This window comes from Novispirillum itersonii subsp. itersonii ATCC 12639 (genome assembly GCF_000381985.1).
GTDB lineage: Bacteria > Pseudomonadota > Alphaproteobacteria > Rhodospirillales > Rhodospirillaceae > Novispirillum > Novispirillum itersonii.
Map to the genome: position 1 here is coordinate 159,828 of NZ_KB907340.1, position 14,990 is coordinate 174,817.

Consider the following 14,990-nt stretch of genomic DNA (forward strand, 5'->3'; position numbering starts at 1 on the left):
CCGTCATCTTCCCGGAGATGGGGAGGAAACACCAGAGTTTCCAGCCCTTTCCACAGGGCTGACCGTGCTGCGGCGCACGCACAGGACCGCAGGGGCGGACCGGCCGGACAGAGAGGTCCATACAATGGCAAACGACACCAAAGCCAGCTGCCCCCAACCGCTGACCCTTGCGGAACGCGAGGCCCTGCCCCGGATTCTCCCCCTCTGGGCCGTGTCTTCAGACGGAAAAACCCTGTGCCGCGGCCTGCGGTTCAGCGATTTTTCCGCTGCCTTCGGGTTCATGACACGGGTGGCGCTGGAGGCGGAGCGGATCAATCATCATCCCGACTGGCAGAACGTCTATGCGACCGTCACCATCCGACTGACCACCCATGATGCGGAAACCCTGACCGTAAGGGATATCCAGCTGGCCGCCGTCATTGACCGTCTGGCCCGTGAGGGTGACGCTTCCTGACCGGTCAGGGCCGGGCGGGAACCGGATCACCCGGCCTTCCGCAGCATTTCCATCGCAGCGTTCAGCTGGCTCATCCGGTTGTGATTGCCATAAGAACTGTCCGGGTGATGGACCGTCGCCAGCATCCGGAACCGGGCCCGTATTTCCCGAGCACTGGGGTCGGAATAAGGGGAAAAACCAAGGATGTGCAGAGCCTCGGCACGGGTGGTTACCCCATTCGGCAGCGGATCGAAGGACAGGACACTGATCACGGTGCGCAGGCGGTCGATCTCTTCCCGCAGGCCCATCAGCTCACGCTGCTTCTGGGCCCGCTCCTCCTCCCGGGCACGGTCGGCTTCCGCTGCGGCAAGCTCAGCCTGACGGGCATCAAAGGCATCCGGGTGATCGACATCCAGCGACATCGTTCCGCCATCGAGCGCAAGAGCCAAATTCAAAGCTTTACGGATAAAAGGCACGGTCAGACCGGGCGGAAGACGGACCTGAAGCCGGGGCTTCCGCTTCCACGGGCGGCCTTCAGCCCGTCCTGACTTCAGCACCACTGTTTCGCGGTCGTCCTCCGGTGGTTCCCCCGGGTCGGCAAAGGCTTCGATAACCGCCTCAGGAATCACCAGCATGACAGACCGGGCCACATCACCGGCATTGACATGACGGCGTTCCGCCAAAGCCAGAATGGCATCCCGAAAAGCCGATGAGCACGATAGGGTATAAGAGTCTTTCAGCGTGGCCATGACGGTAAAACTGACACCTGTATTGGATCAACCAGAAGCCCTGCCGCCAAAAACCAGCCGGAATCATCACCCTACCGTACCGATTTCGCAACGGACTGCCCTGCGGATGCAGCATTTCAACTACATTTGCAGACCAAAACCGGCTTTGCAACCCCGTTTTCCCTGATTGCCTCGCGGTCTAGCGTGCCTTCGTCGATCATGCCCCAGCCCATCTCTTATAAATCAGATGAGATTTTCTGATTAATGCATTGATATAAAAATAATTTATCATGCGACTACAGAAGCAGGCCATTTTTGGGAAAATACGTAAAATTTACCCCCCATCTGCCGAAATCCACTGCGCTTCCGAAATGTCTGGGAGGGGAGATAATAAAAAAATGCGCGAAAAACGCGCATTTCAAGCTAAACAAAAATATTAGAAAATCACATTATACATTTGATTTTATTCAGATTTATAGCGGAAGAACCTGCCCCAACAGAGAGGCAACCGCATCCCCGCACACAGGTCTGGAGAACAGATAGCCCTGCCCCTGATCACACCCCTCCCCCCGCAGAAAGTCCCACTGCGCCCGCGTTTCGATCCCTTCGGCGACAACAGACAGGCCCAAAGCCCGGGCCATCGCAATCACAGCCCGAACGATCGCGGCATCTTCCCCGCTGTCCGACACCCCATGGATGAAAGAGCGGTCAATCTTCAGGTGTTGAATCGGAAAACGCCGCAAGACGGACAACGAGGAATATCCGGTCCCGAAGTCATCAATTGCACAGATAATTCCCATATCTTTCAATTGGGTAACAACAGAGATGGCCTGTGCCGGGTCTGCCATTGCCGACGTTTCCGTCAGCTCCAGCTCCAGCGCAGCCGGTAACAGCCGCCAGGTCTCAAGGGCTGTGCGGATTCCTGCCATCAACTGACGGCTATTCTGGAACTGCCGCCCGGAGATATTGACCGCAACCGGCACCGTCGGCAGGCCCCGATCCTGCCAATGCCGGATCCAGCGACAGGAGTCCTGCATCACCTGCTGGCAAATCGCATCAATCAGACCATAATCTTCAGCGATTTCAATAAATTCTGACGGGGGAACCATGCCCCTGTCCACGGTCTGCCAGCGGGCCAGAGCCTCCAGCCCGACGATCTGGCCCGTCGCCGTCTGAACCTTCGGCTGAAAGTGGGCAATAAACTGCCCGGCATCCAACCCACGGCGGATCTTCTGGCGCATTGTCAGCATCTGGCTGGCCCGGCGACCCAGCGCTTCGGTGTAGATCTCAACCCCACCCGGCCCCTGACCTTTTGCCCGGTGCAGCGCTGCTTCCGCATGGCGGATCAGGGTATCTGCATCCAGACCATCCTGCGGATACATCGAGACGCCTGCCGAGACAGACAGATCAAACTCTGACGGCCCAACGCTCACCGGGCTGATAAAGGCCTCGGAAATCCGTGCGATCACCGCCAGCAGGGCATCGCGGTCCCGCAACCCCGGCACCAGCAGCAGGAACTGGTCTCCCCCCGTCCGGCAGGCCAGCATCTCTTGCCCGGCCAGCGCCTGTAACCGCCCAGCCACCTGACGAAGCACCTGATCCCCGACGTCATGCCCGCAGGTGGTGTTGATCATGGTGAAACGGTCAACCCCCAGCATCAGGACCCCCACCATACTGCGGGACCGGTCAGCGTCGGCCCGCGTGCCGGGAAAACGGTCGAGAAACAGAGCCCGGTTCCCCAGACGGGTCAACGGGTCGTAATAAGCCAGAAAGGTCAGTTCATCCTCGACCCGCTTTCGGTCGGTGACATCCAGGGCCACACCATCCCATATCAGCCGCCCGGCCTCGACAGCACGGGGCGTACCCAGAAACCGAACCCAATGACCGATACCACTGCGGGCCCGCAGATACAGATCAAGCTCCAGCGGATCCATCCGATCCGCCGATTGCGCCAAGGCCTGCCGCAGGGTCTGGCACTGGGCCAGATCCATCAGCCCCGTAAAAACCTGCGGATCAGCCGTCAGATCTGTGGGCAGAACCCCCAGAAGATCGCGGCACCCATCGCTGGCATACGTGAAAACCGCCCCACATGCCGCCGTCTCTTCCGGGACCGACAGGATCTGAAAGACCATCCCCTGCAAATTACCGGTAATGCTCAACAGGCGGTGCTCGCTGGCATGCAAACGGGCCTCGGTTTCGCGCCGCCGGGTGATGTCACGGACCACGGCGATAAAGGTACGATGCCCGTCAGAGACCACTTCGGATACGGTCAGCTCCACCGGGATCAGACGCCCGTCAGAGCGACAGACGTCCATTTCATGCGGACCGGCCCCGATAATCCATCCCCCGCCCAGCTCATTATGCCGGGCCAACGCCTGCCGGTGCTCTTCGGCCTGATGATCAGGCATCAGAGAAAACACCGATTGCCCCTGCAAGGCCCCGGGGGACAGGTCGAACACCCGGGCAGCGGCGGCATTGATCAGCTCAATCGTCCCCAGATCATCAAAGGTCAGGATCCCGTCCGCCGCATGATCCATGATCATGCTCAGCCGCTGCTCGGCCAGCATCCGGTCACTGACATCAATCAGCACACAGTCCCAGCGGATATCCCCATTCTCCATCCGCTCCGGTCTGGCGGTTCCGGACAACCAGCGGACCCGCCCGTCCCGCGTCACCGCCCGGACAGTCTCACTATAAGGGGTCAGATCAACGGCAGACCGGCGGATGCGGTCCATATAATCATCACGGTCCGCCCAGTGGAGACACCCCAGACAACCATCAGGGGTCACCCGCATGTCTGCCGGAGCATAGCCCAATGCATCCTGCACACCCCCGGAGAAGAACGGATAGTCTATCTGTCCGGTGGAGCGCATCACCCGATGGAAGACCAGACCGGGCAGGCCGGTGGCGATCATACCGAGGCGGTCCTCCGCCTCAGCCCATCCAGAGGACGGGGCCTCGACCGGATCGGCAGGGCCGAAACGGCGCAGACTGAAAACCCGGACAGCATCGCTGCCCAGCCCCTGCGTCTGGATCGAAACTTCAAGAACCTGCCCGCCCCCACCCGAGGATGCCGGAAGGGTAACGGTCCCACGCGCCTTTTCCCCATCAAGACGGGTCATGAGCGTAAACAGATCCCGCTCAGTATCCGGCAGGTCGGCAATCTGATGACCAAGAACCCGCGCCGGATCAACGCCCAGCAGGCGAGCCGCCTGCGGGTTAATCAACGTCACGGTCTGGGCATCATCAATCACCACCAGACCAACGGACACCACAACCCCAGCCGCCTGAAAAATTTCAGCCACACTGGCGTGTCTCAGAAATTCCGCTGACTGAGGGGACAGGCCTGCACTCATTCCACCCCCTTTTCCGGGCTGAAGCGCCATCGCACGCCAGCCCCCATTCCCTACCCTGCATTTCTGTCCGCTCATCTCGGCGGATTAAGGGAAATGGTAACGCCGCCCGGGTGGTGACACAATACGCCGATCAGCGAAAGCCCCTCCGCCCGATGAACGGGCGGGGCACAAGAGAGAATATTATGAAGAAAATGGTGCCGCAGAAGGGACTTGAACCCCCGACCCACGCATTACGAATGCGTTGCTCTACCAACTGAGCTACTGCGGCACACCGTGGATAAGTAAGAGAGCTTATCCTGAGTTTTCCGGCATTTTCCTTCTCTTGCGAAGGAGAACCGGACCGGCTAATCAGAGGCACCCTGTCTCGGGAGCTGGCTATCAGCCGGTGTGGCGCGCAAGATAGACGCCGAAGGACGGTTTTGCAAGCCCCGTTTGACAGGCGCCTTTCAACCTGTGGAACCCGCCCCATGCCTTCTGCCGCTGCGTCTTCTGGTGCCCGTTACATCCTTCTCGATCGGGACGGCACCATCAATGTGGATACCCACTATCTGTCCGACCCCAACGATCTGCGGCTTGAAACCGGGGTGGCGGACGGTCTGCGGCATCTGCGGGATATGGGGTTCCGGTTTGCGGTCCTGACCAACCAGTCCGGCATTGCCCGTGGCTATTTTACCCGGGAACGGCTGGACGAAATTCATCAGCGCCTGTCCGAGATCCTCGCGGCAGAAGGGATCCATGTTGACGGATACTTCCTGTGCCCGCACGGCCCCGATGAAGACTGCCCGTGTCGGAAGCCTCTGCCCGGTCTGGGGGAACAGGCCCGCACTGCGCTGGGGTTTGATCCCACGCAGGCATGGATGATCGGCGACAAGGATGCTGACGTCGGACTGGGGCAGGCACTGGGGGCGCGGACCGTGCTGGTCCGTACCGGCAAAGGGGCCAAAACCGAAGCCGCCCAAACCTGCACCCCAACCCTGATTGCCGACACGCTGGCCGACGCAGCCCGACAGATCGCCGCTTTTGAAGCCCAGTGAGGACATTGCCCTACGCTGGATCTGACGCAAGATCAAGCAGCAGCGGCGCATGATCGGAGGGGGGATCCCAGTCCCGCCCTTCGGTCAGTACCGTATAGCCGGACAGGCGGGGTTTCAACGCCGGCGTCACCCAGACATGGTCAAGACGACGCCCTTTGTCGGCAGCCCGCCAGTCAGCGGCGCGGTAGCTCCACCACGTGGAGAGGCGCTGCTGAGAGGGTACAAATTCGCGGGCAGCATCCACCCAGCCACAGCTGTCCTGCACCCGGCGCAGGTGATCGACCTCGACCGGAGTATGGGTGATGACCCGCAGCATCTTCCGATGATCCCAGACATCGGACGGCAGCGGGGCAACATTGAAATCCCCCATCAGAACAGCCGGATCCTCCGGCCGATGTAATGCAGACAGGCCCGACGCCACCGCCGTCAGGTACCCCAGCTTATAGGCAAATTTCGGATTCTTCTCCGGGTCAGGCTCATCCCCTCCCGCCGGAATATACAGGGAATGAACCGCGACGCCGCAGACACGGGCAGAGATATGGCGGCAATCCTGACGGTTGCCCCAGTCATGAACCCGGATTTCCTCCAGCGGATAGCGGGACAGGATCGCCACCCCGTTATACCCCTTCATCCCGGCCAGCGCCTGATACGGGTACCCCAGCGCGGCACAATCCAGCGCCGGAAACAGCGGGTCAGGACATTTGGTTTCCTGCAGGCAGATAACATCGGGGCCCGCCGCCTGCGCCAGCCGCTGGAGCAGCGGCAGACGCAGGCGGACCGAGTTGATATTCCAGGAGCAAAGCCGCAGGGGTGAGGTCGCTGCCATCAGACCAGCGTAAACTCCAGAACCGGCAACCCTTCCACTTCGGCCCGCACCGCATCCCCCGGCACCAAAGCAGCCACCCCTTCCGGAGTTCCGGTAAAGATCAGGTCTCCAGCCGCCAGCTCCACCACCTGCGACAGGTGCGCAATGATTTCCAGCGGAGACAGGATCATTTCATCCAGCCCGCCATCCTGCCGCACAGAGCCATTTACCGAAAGGCGGATCCGGGACGACGGCGGCACTACCTGATCCAGCGGGGCGGTCAGCGGCAGAAGCGGGGCCAACGGCGCAGAACGGTCAAAGCCCTTGGCCATATCCCAGGGACGCCCGGCCTTTTTCGCCTCAGCCTGCAGATCACGCCGCGTCAGATCAACCCCAACCCCAATGCCGTAAAGGGTTTCAGCCGCCTGCTCGACAGTCAGGTCCGTCCCGCCGCCCTTCAGCGCCAGAACCAGTTCGACTTCATGATGCAGATCCTTGGTCGCCTGCGGATACGGCAACACCGCCCCGGAGGGAACAACCGCGTCAGCCGGCTTGCAGAAGAAAAACGGCGCCTCTTTGCTCGGATCCCCACCCATTTCCCGGGCATGGGCGGCATAATTCCGTCCGACACAGAAAATCCGGCGCACCGGAAACACAGCATCCGTACCGGCGACAGCAACAGTCGCAGCGGGCGGCGGAGCAATAACGGTGGAGGTCATGACGGCAAAATCCTGTACAGACAAAACACGGTATGCCACCGGTTGTCGCACAGTTTTGGCATCTGTTGAAGAACGGGCTGTCGAAGCACGGAGAAAACGCTGGCCCGGAAATATGGAACGCCCGGTCAGGGGGGGACCGGGCGTTCGGCTCCGTGAGGAGCGCCGGACAACGGTAGGGGAAACCGTGTTCCGGAGTAGGACAGGCATTTCGCACTGTCCGTGTCGGGATTTGATTTAAGTCAAAACCGTCCTCGCCGCCACCCCCGTAAAAGCATGACAGATATGCGACAGACGCATGACGGTTGTATTATAAAGAAAGATGATCATCCACGGGGTGATCTTGATCACACTTCCATGAGTGAATATCAGCGGTTATCACCGGGAAGATCTGTGTACACGAACAGTTCGTTCTTGAACTTCACATCCGTCCGGGCATTAAACAGCGAGACCATCGTCTCAATCCCCTGCGCATCCGTCACCCGCCACTGCCGCAGCTCGAACGGAGAGTCAGCAAACACCAGTGTCAGCGATCCTGCCGCCGGATCAGAGGCCATGACAAGATCGACCTCACTCACCCCTTTACTGCGGCGGATCCCGGTCATGATGATATCAGGGTCAGAAAACCGTACACTTTCCCGCAGCAAAATGCCCGCAGGAGTCGAATCCAGCGGCAGATGCGTCACCTGCCCGCTTTCCTTATCGACATAAATCAGCCAGGTCCCGTCAGCGATGATTTTGACCTGAGACGGTGCGTCGTAGGACAGATTCATCTTGCCCGGACGCTTGATCGACACCATGCCTTCCTGCGACGACCCTGAGGAGGTGATCTGCAGAATGCGGGCCTGCAACGTTTTCAGGGCCGACATGTAGGATTCGGCCGCCTTCAGGAAAGCCTGATCCTCCGCTGTCGGAGTATAGGCCGCCGGACCGGAAGACGTCGCTGCCTGCACTGCCGACGGAGCAAAAACCCCCGCGCCGGTCAGCAACGGCAGGGCTACGGCAGCGGCAGATAACAGGATACGGCACGACAGCATTGGGCAGACTTCCTCGAACACAGGCACGGATCTCAGTGCGGGATCCGGCAACAGACATAATCACCGATCATGGCTAAAGCATGGCTGCAACCGCGATCACAGGCTCTTAAAAGCCTTCCTGCGGCGGCGGCAGAAGCACCTCTCGCTTTCCGGCGGAATTCGCCCGGGAAATCATCCCGTCCTTTTCCATCCGCTCGACCAGACGGGCTGCCCGGTTATACCCGATTTGCAGATGACGTTGAATAAAGCTGGTCGAGACTTTGCGCTCCCGCGCAATCAAGGCCACTGCCTGATCGAACAGGGCATCTCCCCCTGTTCCGTCATCACCGCCCCCCGTAAGCATATCCAGGATGCTGGACTGCCCCTGCTCCTCTTCATCAATCACCGCCTCGATATAATCCGGCGTGCCCTGATCTCGCAGGAAGGAGGCAACATCCTCAACCTCCTGATCCGAGACAAACGGACCATGCACGCGGCTGATCCGGCCCCCGGCCGCCATATACAGCATATCCCCCTGCCCCAGCAGCTGCTCTGCCCCCTGCTCGCCCAGAATGGTCCGGCTGTCAATCTTACTGGTGACCTGGAAAGAGATCCGCGTCGGGAAGTTGGCCTTAATCGTGCCAGTAATCACATCAACGCTGGGGCGCTGGGTTGCCATGATCAGATGAATCCCGGCGGCACGGGCCATCTGGGCAAGGCGCTGGATCGCTGCCTCGACATCCTTGCCCGCAACCAGCATCAGGTCAGCCATTTCATCGACAATGACCACAATGAAGGGCAGCGGCGTCATATCCAGCTGCTGCTCTTCATACTCCGGCTTACCGGTTTCCGGGTCAAAACCGGTCTGCACCAGACGGGTCAGGGGCTGCCCTTTGGCACTGGCATCCCGCAGTTTCTGGTTATAACCGGCAATATTGCGTACCCCCATCTGGCTCATGGCGCGATAGCGGCTTTCCATTTCCTTCACCGCCCACTTCAACGCCACAACGGCCTTCCCGGGGTCAGTCACCACCGGCGTCAGAAGATGGGGTATACCGTCGTAAACGCTGAGCTCCAGCATCTTCGGATCAATCATGATGAAGCGACAGTCGGCGGGACTCAGGCGGAACAACAGCGAGCAGATCATGGTATTGACCGCGACCGACTTGCCTGACCCGGTGGTACCCGCGATCAGCAGATGGGGCATACGGGCCAGATCAACGTAAACCGGCGCCCCGCCGATATCCTGCCCCAACGCCAGCGTCAGGGTCCCCGGCTGGCGGGGCATGGCATCAAGCGACAGCAGGCCCCGGAAGTTCACCATCTCGCGCTTACTGTTGGGCAGTTCGATCCCGATGGTGGACTTACCGGGCACAACGGCAATACGGACGCTGATCGCGCTCATGGAGCGGGCAATATCGTCGGCAAGACCGACAACGCGGCTGGTCTTGGTGCCGGGGGCGGGCTCAAGTTCATACAGGGTCACCACCGGACCGGGCCGGACTTCGACAATCCGGCCATTCACCCCAAAATCATCCAGAACCCCTTCCAGAAGGCGGGCATTCTGGGCAAGTGCCTCTTCATTAAACGCCGAGACTCCGCTGCCCTTCAGAGGGTGCAACAGATCCAGCGGTGGCAAACGGAAGGCAGGCGCCCCCTCTTCCGGCAGCAGCGACGCCTGCCGGGCCGCCAGATCTTTTCGCGACACCGGCTTCGGCGACACCGGAGCAGAGGGTGGGGTAATGACCGGATCCGGACGGGATGGCGGCAAAGGCGACACCACCTTAACAGTCTCCGGCGGGGTTTCATCCGACGCAGGCATCGCCGGGTTCGCCGCAGCCTTCTGCAACGGTCTCTCGGGTTCGGGTCCAGCGGTCATCACTGGCTCCTGACGCCCCTCGTCGACGACAGATGGCCCCTCCCGACGCAGAGTATCCCGCAGTTTTCCGCCAAAACGCCAATGCCGACGCCCGCTCCGTACCGTCTCTGACGGATCTGGGTTCCCGGCACCGGTTTCCTCCTGCAAGGTTTCAGGAGCATGGCCGGAAAGCGACGTCTGCCGCACGGCCTGCACGACCGTGAATACCCGGAAAACGGCCCGCCACTCCCGCCACCGCAGCATCGCCACCCATAGATATAGCACCCCGCCGAGAATCCCGCCGCCCAGCTGGCCGAGCTGAACCACGGACGGGGACAGACCATTTTCGCGCACCATCAGGCGCAAAGTATTGACCAACATCGTACCACTGACGCCGCCCAGACTGACCGGAGCGGTCCAGAATGCTGGCGGGGGAAACAGCAGAGCAATGCCGCTGGCCAGAATCAAGGCCGCCACCAATGCAACCAGACGCAACCAGATCCAGCGGATTGGTGAGGCAAACAGCAGCCGCACCCCCCAAAAAACAAGCAGTGCCAACGGGCCGATGGCCAAAATGCCAAAGCCCTGAAACAGGGTATCCGCCATCAGCGCCCCCGGTAACCCCAGCAGGTTATCCACCTGCTTTGGCCCGGCCGTATTGAGAGAGGGATCGGAGGGAGAATAGCTCCACAACGCCACAGCCAGCGCACCGGACGACAGGATCAGACACAGTCCGATCAGACGGCGGCACAGCCGGGTCAGGGCTTCTTTCGCCTCAGGCGGAAGAAGACGGGTCCGGTCTTTAACGGGCGGGCGGGGGGCTTTTTTCGTCGACATGCGCGGCACTATAAACGGAACAAATCAGGGACGGAATGGCCCGCATCACAGAACCCGGCCAAATGCCCTCATCGCCAGAGCAGGCAGCCCCCCTCGCGGCGATCAGGGCGACAGCAACGGCCCGAAACGATCACAGACCTGCTGATAAATATCCCGCTTGAAGGGCACAATCAGCCGCGGAACATCGGCCAGCGGTACCCACTGCCACGCATCAAATTCAGGGTGCTCGGTTTCCAGCGTGATGTCGTGGTCCTGACCGGTGAAACGCATCAGGAACCATTTCTGCATCTGCCCCCGGTACCTGCCTTTCCAGACTTTCCCGATCAGATCCTGCGGCAGGTCGTAATACAGCCAGTCGTCCGTTTCGGCCAGCAGGTCAGCGGCGTTGGTTCCGATTTCCTCCAGCAGTTCCCGCCGGGCGGCATCCCGCGGATTTTCGCCCGAATCGATCCCTCCCTGCGGCATCTGCCAGGCGTCCTGATCCGTATCGATCCGACGGGCGACAAACACCTTGTTGTCGGCATTCACCAGCATGATCCCGGCGCAGGGACGATAGGGCAGCGACTCGCGGTCAATCAACGGGGCAGACGGATGAGACATGGTGCATCCTGATGTCAGTGTGTTAGGCCAAGCCCCCTCTTGCCCCAACAGACCACAGGACTGTCAGAAGCGGGAGCAGGCAGGCAGGACAGAAATCAGCCTGCCGGAATACCTGTCGTCGCGGAAACCGGCGCAAACACCACACCCTGCGCCTGCAGGGTTGCCATCCACGCCAGCAGACGGTCATAGGCCATCGGCGACGGATTGGTCACACCGACGGCAGTGCCCCGCTGCTTGGCCACAGTGACCAGATAGCTGAGGCGGGCGTCAAAGGCGTCCCGGAACGGCCTGTCATCCACCATGACAATGTTCTGCACCACCGGCACGGCAATGCCGCGCATATCCCCCAGTCCTTTCGGACTCGCGGTATGGACATACATCACGCCATACTTTGTCATTGCCTCAAGCACCGGCCGCATATGCACCGGAGACGCACCGAACTTCCCCCCCATGCGCCCGAGCAGGCCGACATAGCCGGTGGTTTTGCCCAGAATGGTTTCCAGGCGGGTCAGGTTATCAATCTGCGGCAAAATCGTCAGCAGCCCAAGCGGGCCGGGATCCTGACTCGGAAAATTCTCAGGCTCCAGCGGCAACTCAAGCATCACCTCGTGGCCATTAGCCCGGGCTTTTTTCACAAATTCGTCGAGTCGCGGCGAATACGGCGAAAACGCGAGCGTCACTTCCGGCGGCAGCTTACGGATTGCCGTATCTGTGGCGTCGGGGTTCATCCCCAGCCCACCGACGATTACCGAAACCTTCGGGGCCGAAGCCGGCAGAGGCGGCTGCACCTTGAAGGGATGGGCATAAGCCTGCCATGAAGCCCGGCCATCCCGGCCAAGAATCGGCAGAATACCAAGCGGACTGCGCTTGGCCAGATCCGGGTCGGGGGCTTCCTTCAACGGAGCGGGCGGCACTTTCAGATCCGGCAGACCGGCATAGCTCGGAGTCTTGCCACCGGCAGCCCGCAGAGTCGGCCCCAACGGATCGACCAACATCGGCAGGGCAGCCATCGGATCAACCACTTTAGGCTTCCCGGCATTCGGGTCAGCCGGGGGCGCGGTCGGCTCCGTCGGCTTTTCAGCCTGTGCGGCAACCGCTGCCTCAGCCGGAGCAGCCTCGCCCGGAGCAGCAGGGGCATCCTGCCCCGATTGCAGCCAAGGGCGGCGGGCTGTTGACTTCTCAGTGCCTAATGCAGAGGCCGGATCCGTCTTCGCCTGCAGCGGTGGCTTCGGCGGTGGCGGCATTGCCATGGTCACACGCGTCCCCGACACCACCGCCTCAGCAGGCGGCACTGCGATCGGCACGCCTTTTTCATTGAGAACGGTCAGCCCTTCCGCAACCCAAGGCTCAGGCTCAGAGGAACCGAACAACCAGAAAAGGCCAGCCCCCAGAACCAGAACCAGCGCAGCAGTGGAAATCAGCCCCATCACCGTCCGGCGACGGCGGCGGTTGCGGTAGATCTCGTCAGCCTCATCTGTGGCAAACGGATCTTCCGGGCTAACTCCCCCCAGAGCCGAAAAATCGTCTTCTGCGGGGTAGCCAGGGTCTTCAGTGGTCGCCCGGAGAACCGGCTCTTCGGAAACAGAAAAGGGGTCAGCAGCCCGCGCCGAAGAGGGAGGGGACTGCGATAACGGATCGGACGCAAAATCATCCGCAGGCGGGACCGAGACCTCCGGCGGCGGCAGGGCCTCCAGCTCAGAGGCGATCAGGGCCAGCAACTGCGGATCATCAAACGGGTCGGGCCCGGCAGCCACAACACCCTTGGCTTTCAGAAACGGGATCTTCCCGAGAAGCGATTGCAGTCCACCGCCAGAAGCCGCAGCGCCAGAAGACGCGGGCTTCTTTTTTCCGGAAGGCTTTTTCCCAGGAGATTTCCGGCTCTTCTCTGCCTTCGGCGCGAACGAGTCGTCATCGTCGGCATCATAAGCCGCCGAATCTTTCTCTTTCCGCTTGAAAAGGGATTTAAGAGAAAAAGCCACCCTGCTCCCCTGTCTCTGTCTGGGCCGCATTATCGCTGAACGTCTGACCGGGCGCCCTTTCCGGGCACACCGCTCAGCCCCATATCGCCCGAACTATGCAGAACGGCCCGTTAAAGAAGCGTTAGGGGGACCGCCACACCGCCCTGTCCGGCACCCGGCATAACCCTATAAAACAAAAAGAGAAGCCCGCACAAGCGGGCTTCCCCCTCTGATCTGTATTTACTGCACCGTCGTCTGACGTTCCCGGAAGATCGCAACCCCCCGCAGAATATCAAGCGCACGGGACAGCTGATAATCCTCGACCTTTCCGTCAGGGCCCGGAGCCGGAGCAACATCGACTCCATCATCCTCGGCCTCAGGAGCAGGCTTTGCGTCTTTCGCCTTCGGATCCGCATCCTTCTTATCAGAGGCCGGGGCATTCGGGTTCTTCAGGGCCTTCGGCAGATCGGCCTCAGCACGGCGATGCGGCTCGGGGCTGCCGTCCGCAAGCTTCAGCTGACGGACCTCTATATCCGGCTCAATCCCGACAGCCTGAATCGACCGACCCGACGGCGTGTAGTAACGCGCCGTGGTCAGGCGCATCGCCCCATGACCGGCCAGCGGAATGATCGTCTGCACCGAGCCTTTCCCGAAGCTCTTGGTGCCGACAATGATCGCCCGGCGGTGATCCTGCAGGGCCCCCGCGACAATTTCAGACGCCGACGCCGACCCGTCGTTGATCAGCACCACCAGCGGCAGGCCGTCAATCAGGTCACCCTTACGGGCATTATAGCGCTGGGTATCCTCAGCATTCCGGGACCGGGTCGAAACGATTTCCCCGGCATCGAGGAAAGCATCAGACACCGAGATCGCCTGATCGAGCAGCCCACCCGGATTGTTCCGCAGATCGAGAACGAAACCGCGCAACTTGTCGTTACCGATTTCCTTCCGCATCTTCTCGACGCCTTCCTTCAGGCCGTCATACGTCTTTTCGTTGAAGGCCGTCAGGCGGATATAGCCGATATCCCCTTCGCGGTGCCACCGGGCCGACTTGATCTGGATGACGTCGCGGGTCAGCGACACGTCAAACGGCTGCTTCCCTTCCCGGCGGATCGTCAGCTTGATCGCCGTGCCGACCTTACCGCGCATCTGCTCAACCGCATCCTGCAGACTCAGGCCCAGAACCGGCTTGCCATCCAAATGAGAGATCAGATCGCCCGGCTGCAGCCCGGCCCGGAAGGCAGGCGTGTCGTCAATCGGCGACACCACCTTCACCAGACCGTTTTCCATCGATACTTCAATGCCCAGACCGCCGAACTCGCCTTTGGTCTGAACCTGCATGTCCTTGTAATTATCCGCATTCAGGTAGGACGAATGCGGATCAAGGCTGCTGAGCATGCCATTAATGGCAGCTTCAATCAGCTGCTGGTCGGTCACCGGCTCCACGTAGTCGCGACGGACCCGTTCGAAAACGTTCCCGAACAGATCAAGCAGACGGTAGATGTCCTCGTTCGATCCGTTCTCGGTTCCCTTGGTTTCGGCCAGCGCCGGTGCAGACACCGTGGTTTGAAATGCAACCCCCGCCCCGAAGGAGAGAGCCGCCACGGCACACGCCGCAATCAGAGACTTCCGCATCATGTTCGCAGTAT

11 protein-coding genes and 1 tRNA gene are annotated in these 14,990 nt (G+C 60.8%); 2 read left to right on the top strand and 10 right to left on the bottom strand.

Going from position 1 to position 14,990, the window contains the following annotated elements; translation table 11 throughout:
- Nucleotides 1-124 precede the first annotated feature (124 nt).
- The gene (locus G365_RS0107965) at nucleotides 125-454 is read left to right on the top strand and encodes a 4a-hydroxytetrahydrobiopterin dehydratase (RefSeq protein WP_019644985.1); all 330 of its coding nucleotides are present in this window, start codon (nucleotides 125-127) and stop codon (nucleotides 452-454) included.
- A 26-nt stretch (nucleotides 455-480) separates the two neighbouring features.
- On the opposite strand, the gene G365_RS0107970 is transcribed toward G365_RS0107965, so the two are convergent.
- The 3 genes from G365_RS0107970 to G365_RS0107980 form a co-directional block, all read right to left on the bottom strand.
- A complete protein-coding gene (locus G365_RS0107970) occupies nucleotides 481-1,182 on the bottom strand; it encodes a J domain-containing protein (protein ID WP_019644986.1) in 702 nt (233 codons plus the stop codon).
- A 452-nt stretch (nucleotides 1,183-1,634) separates the two neighbouring features.
- Nucleotides 1,635-4,466, bottom strand: coding sequence for a sensor domain-containing protein (locus G365_RS20770; protein WP_169545087.1), 2,832 nt, complete (start codon nucleotides 4,464-4,466; stop codon nucleotides 1,635-1,637).
- A gap of 243 nt (nucleotides 4,467-4,709) precedes the next feature.
- Nucleotides 4,710-4,785: transfer RNA gene (locus tag G365_RS0107980), tRNA-Thr, on the bottom strand.
- A gap of 199 nt (nucleotides 4,786-4,984) precedes the next feature.
- Between G365_RS0107980 and gmhB the strand changes: the two genes are divergently transcribed.
- On the top strand, nucleotides 4,985-5,551 hold the full coding sequence (gene gmhB / locus G365_RS0107985; RefSeq protein WP_019644988.1) for a D-glycero-beta-D-manno-heptose 1,7-bisphosphate 7-phosphatase: 567 nt from the start codon (nucleotides 4,985-4,987) through the stop codon (nucleotides 5,549-5,551).
- Nucleotides 5,552-5,561: 10 nt separating this feature from the next.
- Here the strand turns inward: gmhB and G365_RS0107990 are convergent, their stop codons facing one another.
- The 7 genes from G365_RS0107990 to G365_RS0108020 form a co-directional block, all read right to left on the bottom strand.
- Nucleotides 5,562-6,377 carry an exodeoxyribonuclease III gene (locus G365_RS0107990; RefSeq protein ID WP_019644989.1) on the bottom strand — a complete coding sequence of 272 codons (816 nt, stop codon included), beginning with the start codon at nucleotides 6,375-6,377 and terminating at the stop codon, nucleotides 5,562-5,564.
- Nucleotides 6,377-7,075, bottom strand: coding sequence for a fumarylacetoacetate hydrolase family protein (locus G365_RS0107995; RefSeq protein WP_019644990.1), 699 nt, complete (start codon nucleotides 7,073-7,075; stop codon nucleotides 6,377-6,379). The genes G365_RS0107990 and G365_RS0107995 overlap by 1 nt, the downstream gene beginning before the upstream one ends.
- Before the next feature lie 365 nt (nucleotides 7,076-7,440).
- Nucleotides 7,441-8,109: a LolA family protein gene (locus G365_RS0108000; protein WP_019644991.1), complete on the bottom strand. Its 669-nt coding sequence runs from the start codon at nucleotides 8,107-8,109 to the stop codon at nucleotides 7,441-7,443.
- 106 nt (nucleotides 8,110-8,215) lie between these two features.
- Complete coding sequence (locus G365_RS0108005; RefSeq protein WP_043741896.1) at nucleotides 8,216-10,783, bottom strand: DNA translocase FtsK; 2,568 nt, start codon at nucleotides 10,781-10,783, stop codon at nucleotides 8,216-8,218.
- A 102-nt stretch (nucleotides 10,784-10,885) separates the two neighbouring features.
- On the bottom strand, nucleotides 10,886-11,383 hold the full coding sequence (locus tag G365_RS0108010; protein WP_019644993.1) for an RNA pyrophosphohydrolase: 498 nt from the start codon (nucleotides 11,381-11,383) through the stop codon (nucleotides 10,886-10,888).
- A 95-nt stretch (nucleotides 11,384-11,478) separates the two neighbouring features.
- A complete protein-coding gene (locus G365_RS22820; protein ID WP_169545089.1) occupies nucleotides 11,479-13,137 on the bottom strand; it encodes a divergent polysaccharide deacetylase family protein in 1,659 nt (552 codons plus the stop codon).
- A gap of 444 nt (nucleotides 13,138-13,581) precedes the next feature.
- Complete coding sequence (locus G365_RS0108020; protein ID WP_019644995.1) at nucleotides 13,582-14,979, bottom strand: S41 family peptidase; 1,398 nt, start codon at nucleotides 14,977-14,979, stop codon at nucleotides 13,582-13,584.
- Between the last annotated feature and the right edge of the window lie 11 nt (nucleotides 14,980-14,990).

Bases quoted from the DNA above. Each gene is read 5' to 3' on its own strand.
- G365_RS0108005 (WP_043741896.1), bottom strand. From the start codon at position 10,783: ATGTCGACGAAAAAAGCCCCCCGCCCGCCCGTTAAAGACCGGACCCGT.
- G365_RS0107970 (WP_019644986.1), bottom strand. From the start codon at position 1,182: ATGGCCACGCTGAAAGACTCTTATACCCTATCGTGCTCATCGGCTTTT.
- gmhB (WP_019644988.1), top strand. From the start codon at position 4,985: ATGCCTTCTGCCGCTGCGTCTTCTGGTGCCCGTTACATCCTTCTCGAT.
- G365_RS0108020 (WP_019644995.1), bottom strand. From the start codon at position 14,979: ATGATGCGGAAGTCTCTGATTGCGGCGTGTGCCGTGGCGGCTCTCTCC.
- G365_RS0108000 (WP_019644991.1), bottom strand. From the start codon at position 8,109: ATGCTGTCGTGCCGTATCCTGTTATCTGCCGCTGCCGTAGCCCTGCCG.
- G365_RS0107995 (WP_019644990.1), bottom strand. From the start codon at position 7,075: ATGACCTCCACCGTTATTGCTCCGCCGCCCGCTGCGACTGTTGCTGTC.
- G365_RS0108010 (WP_019644993.1), bottom strand. From the start codon at position 11,383: ATGTCTCATCCGTCTGCCCCGTTGATTGACCGCGAGTCGCTGCCCTAT.
- G365_RS0107990 (WP_019644989.1), bottom strand. From the start codon at position 6,377: ATGGCAGCGACCTCACCCCTGCGGCTTTGCTCCTGGAATATCAACTCG.
- G365_RS0107965 (WP_019644985.1), top strand. From the start codon at position 125: ATGGCAAACGACACCAAAGCCAGCTGCCCCCAACCGCTGACCCTTGCG.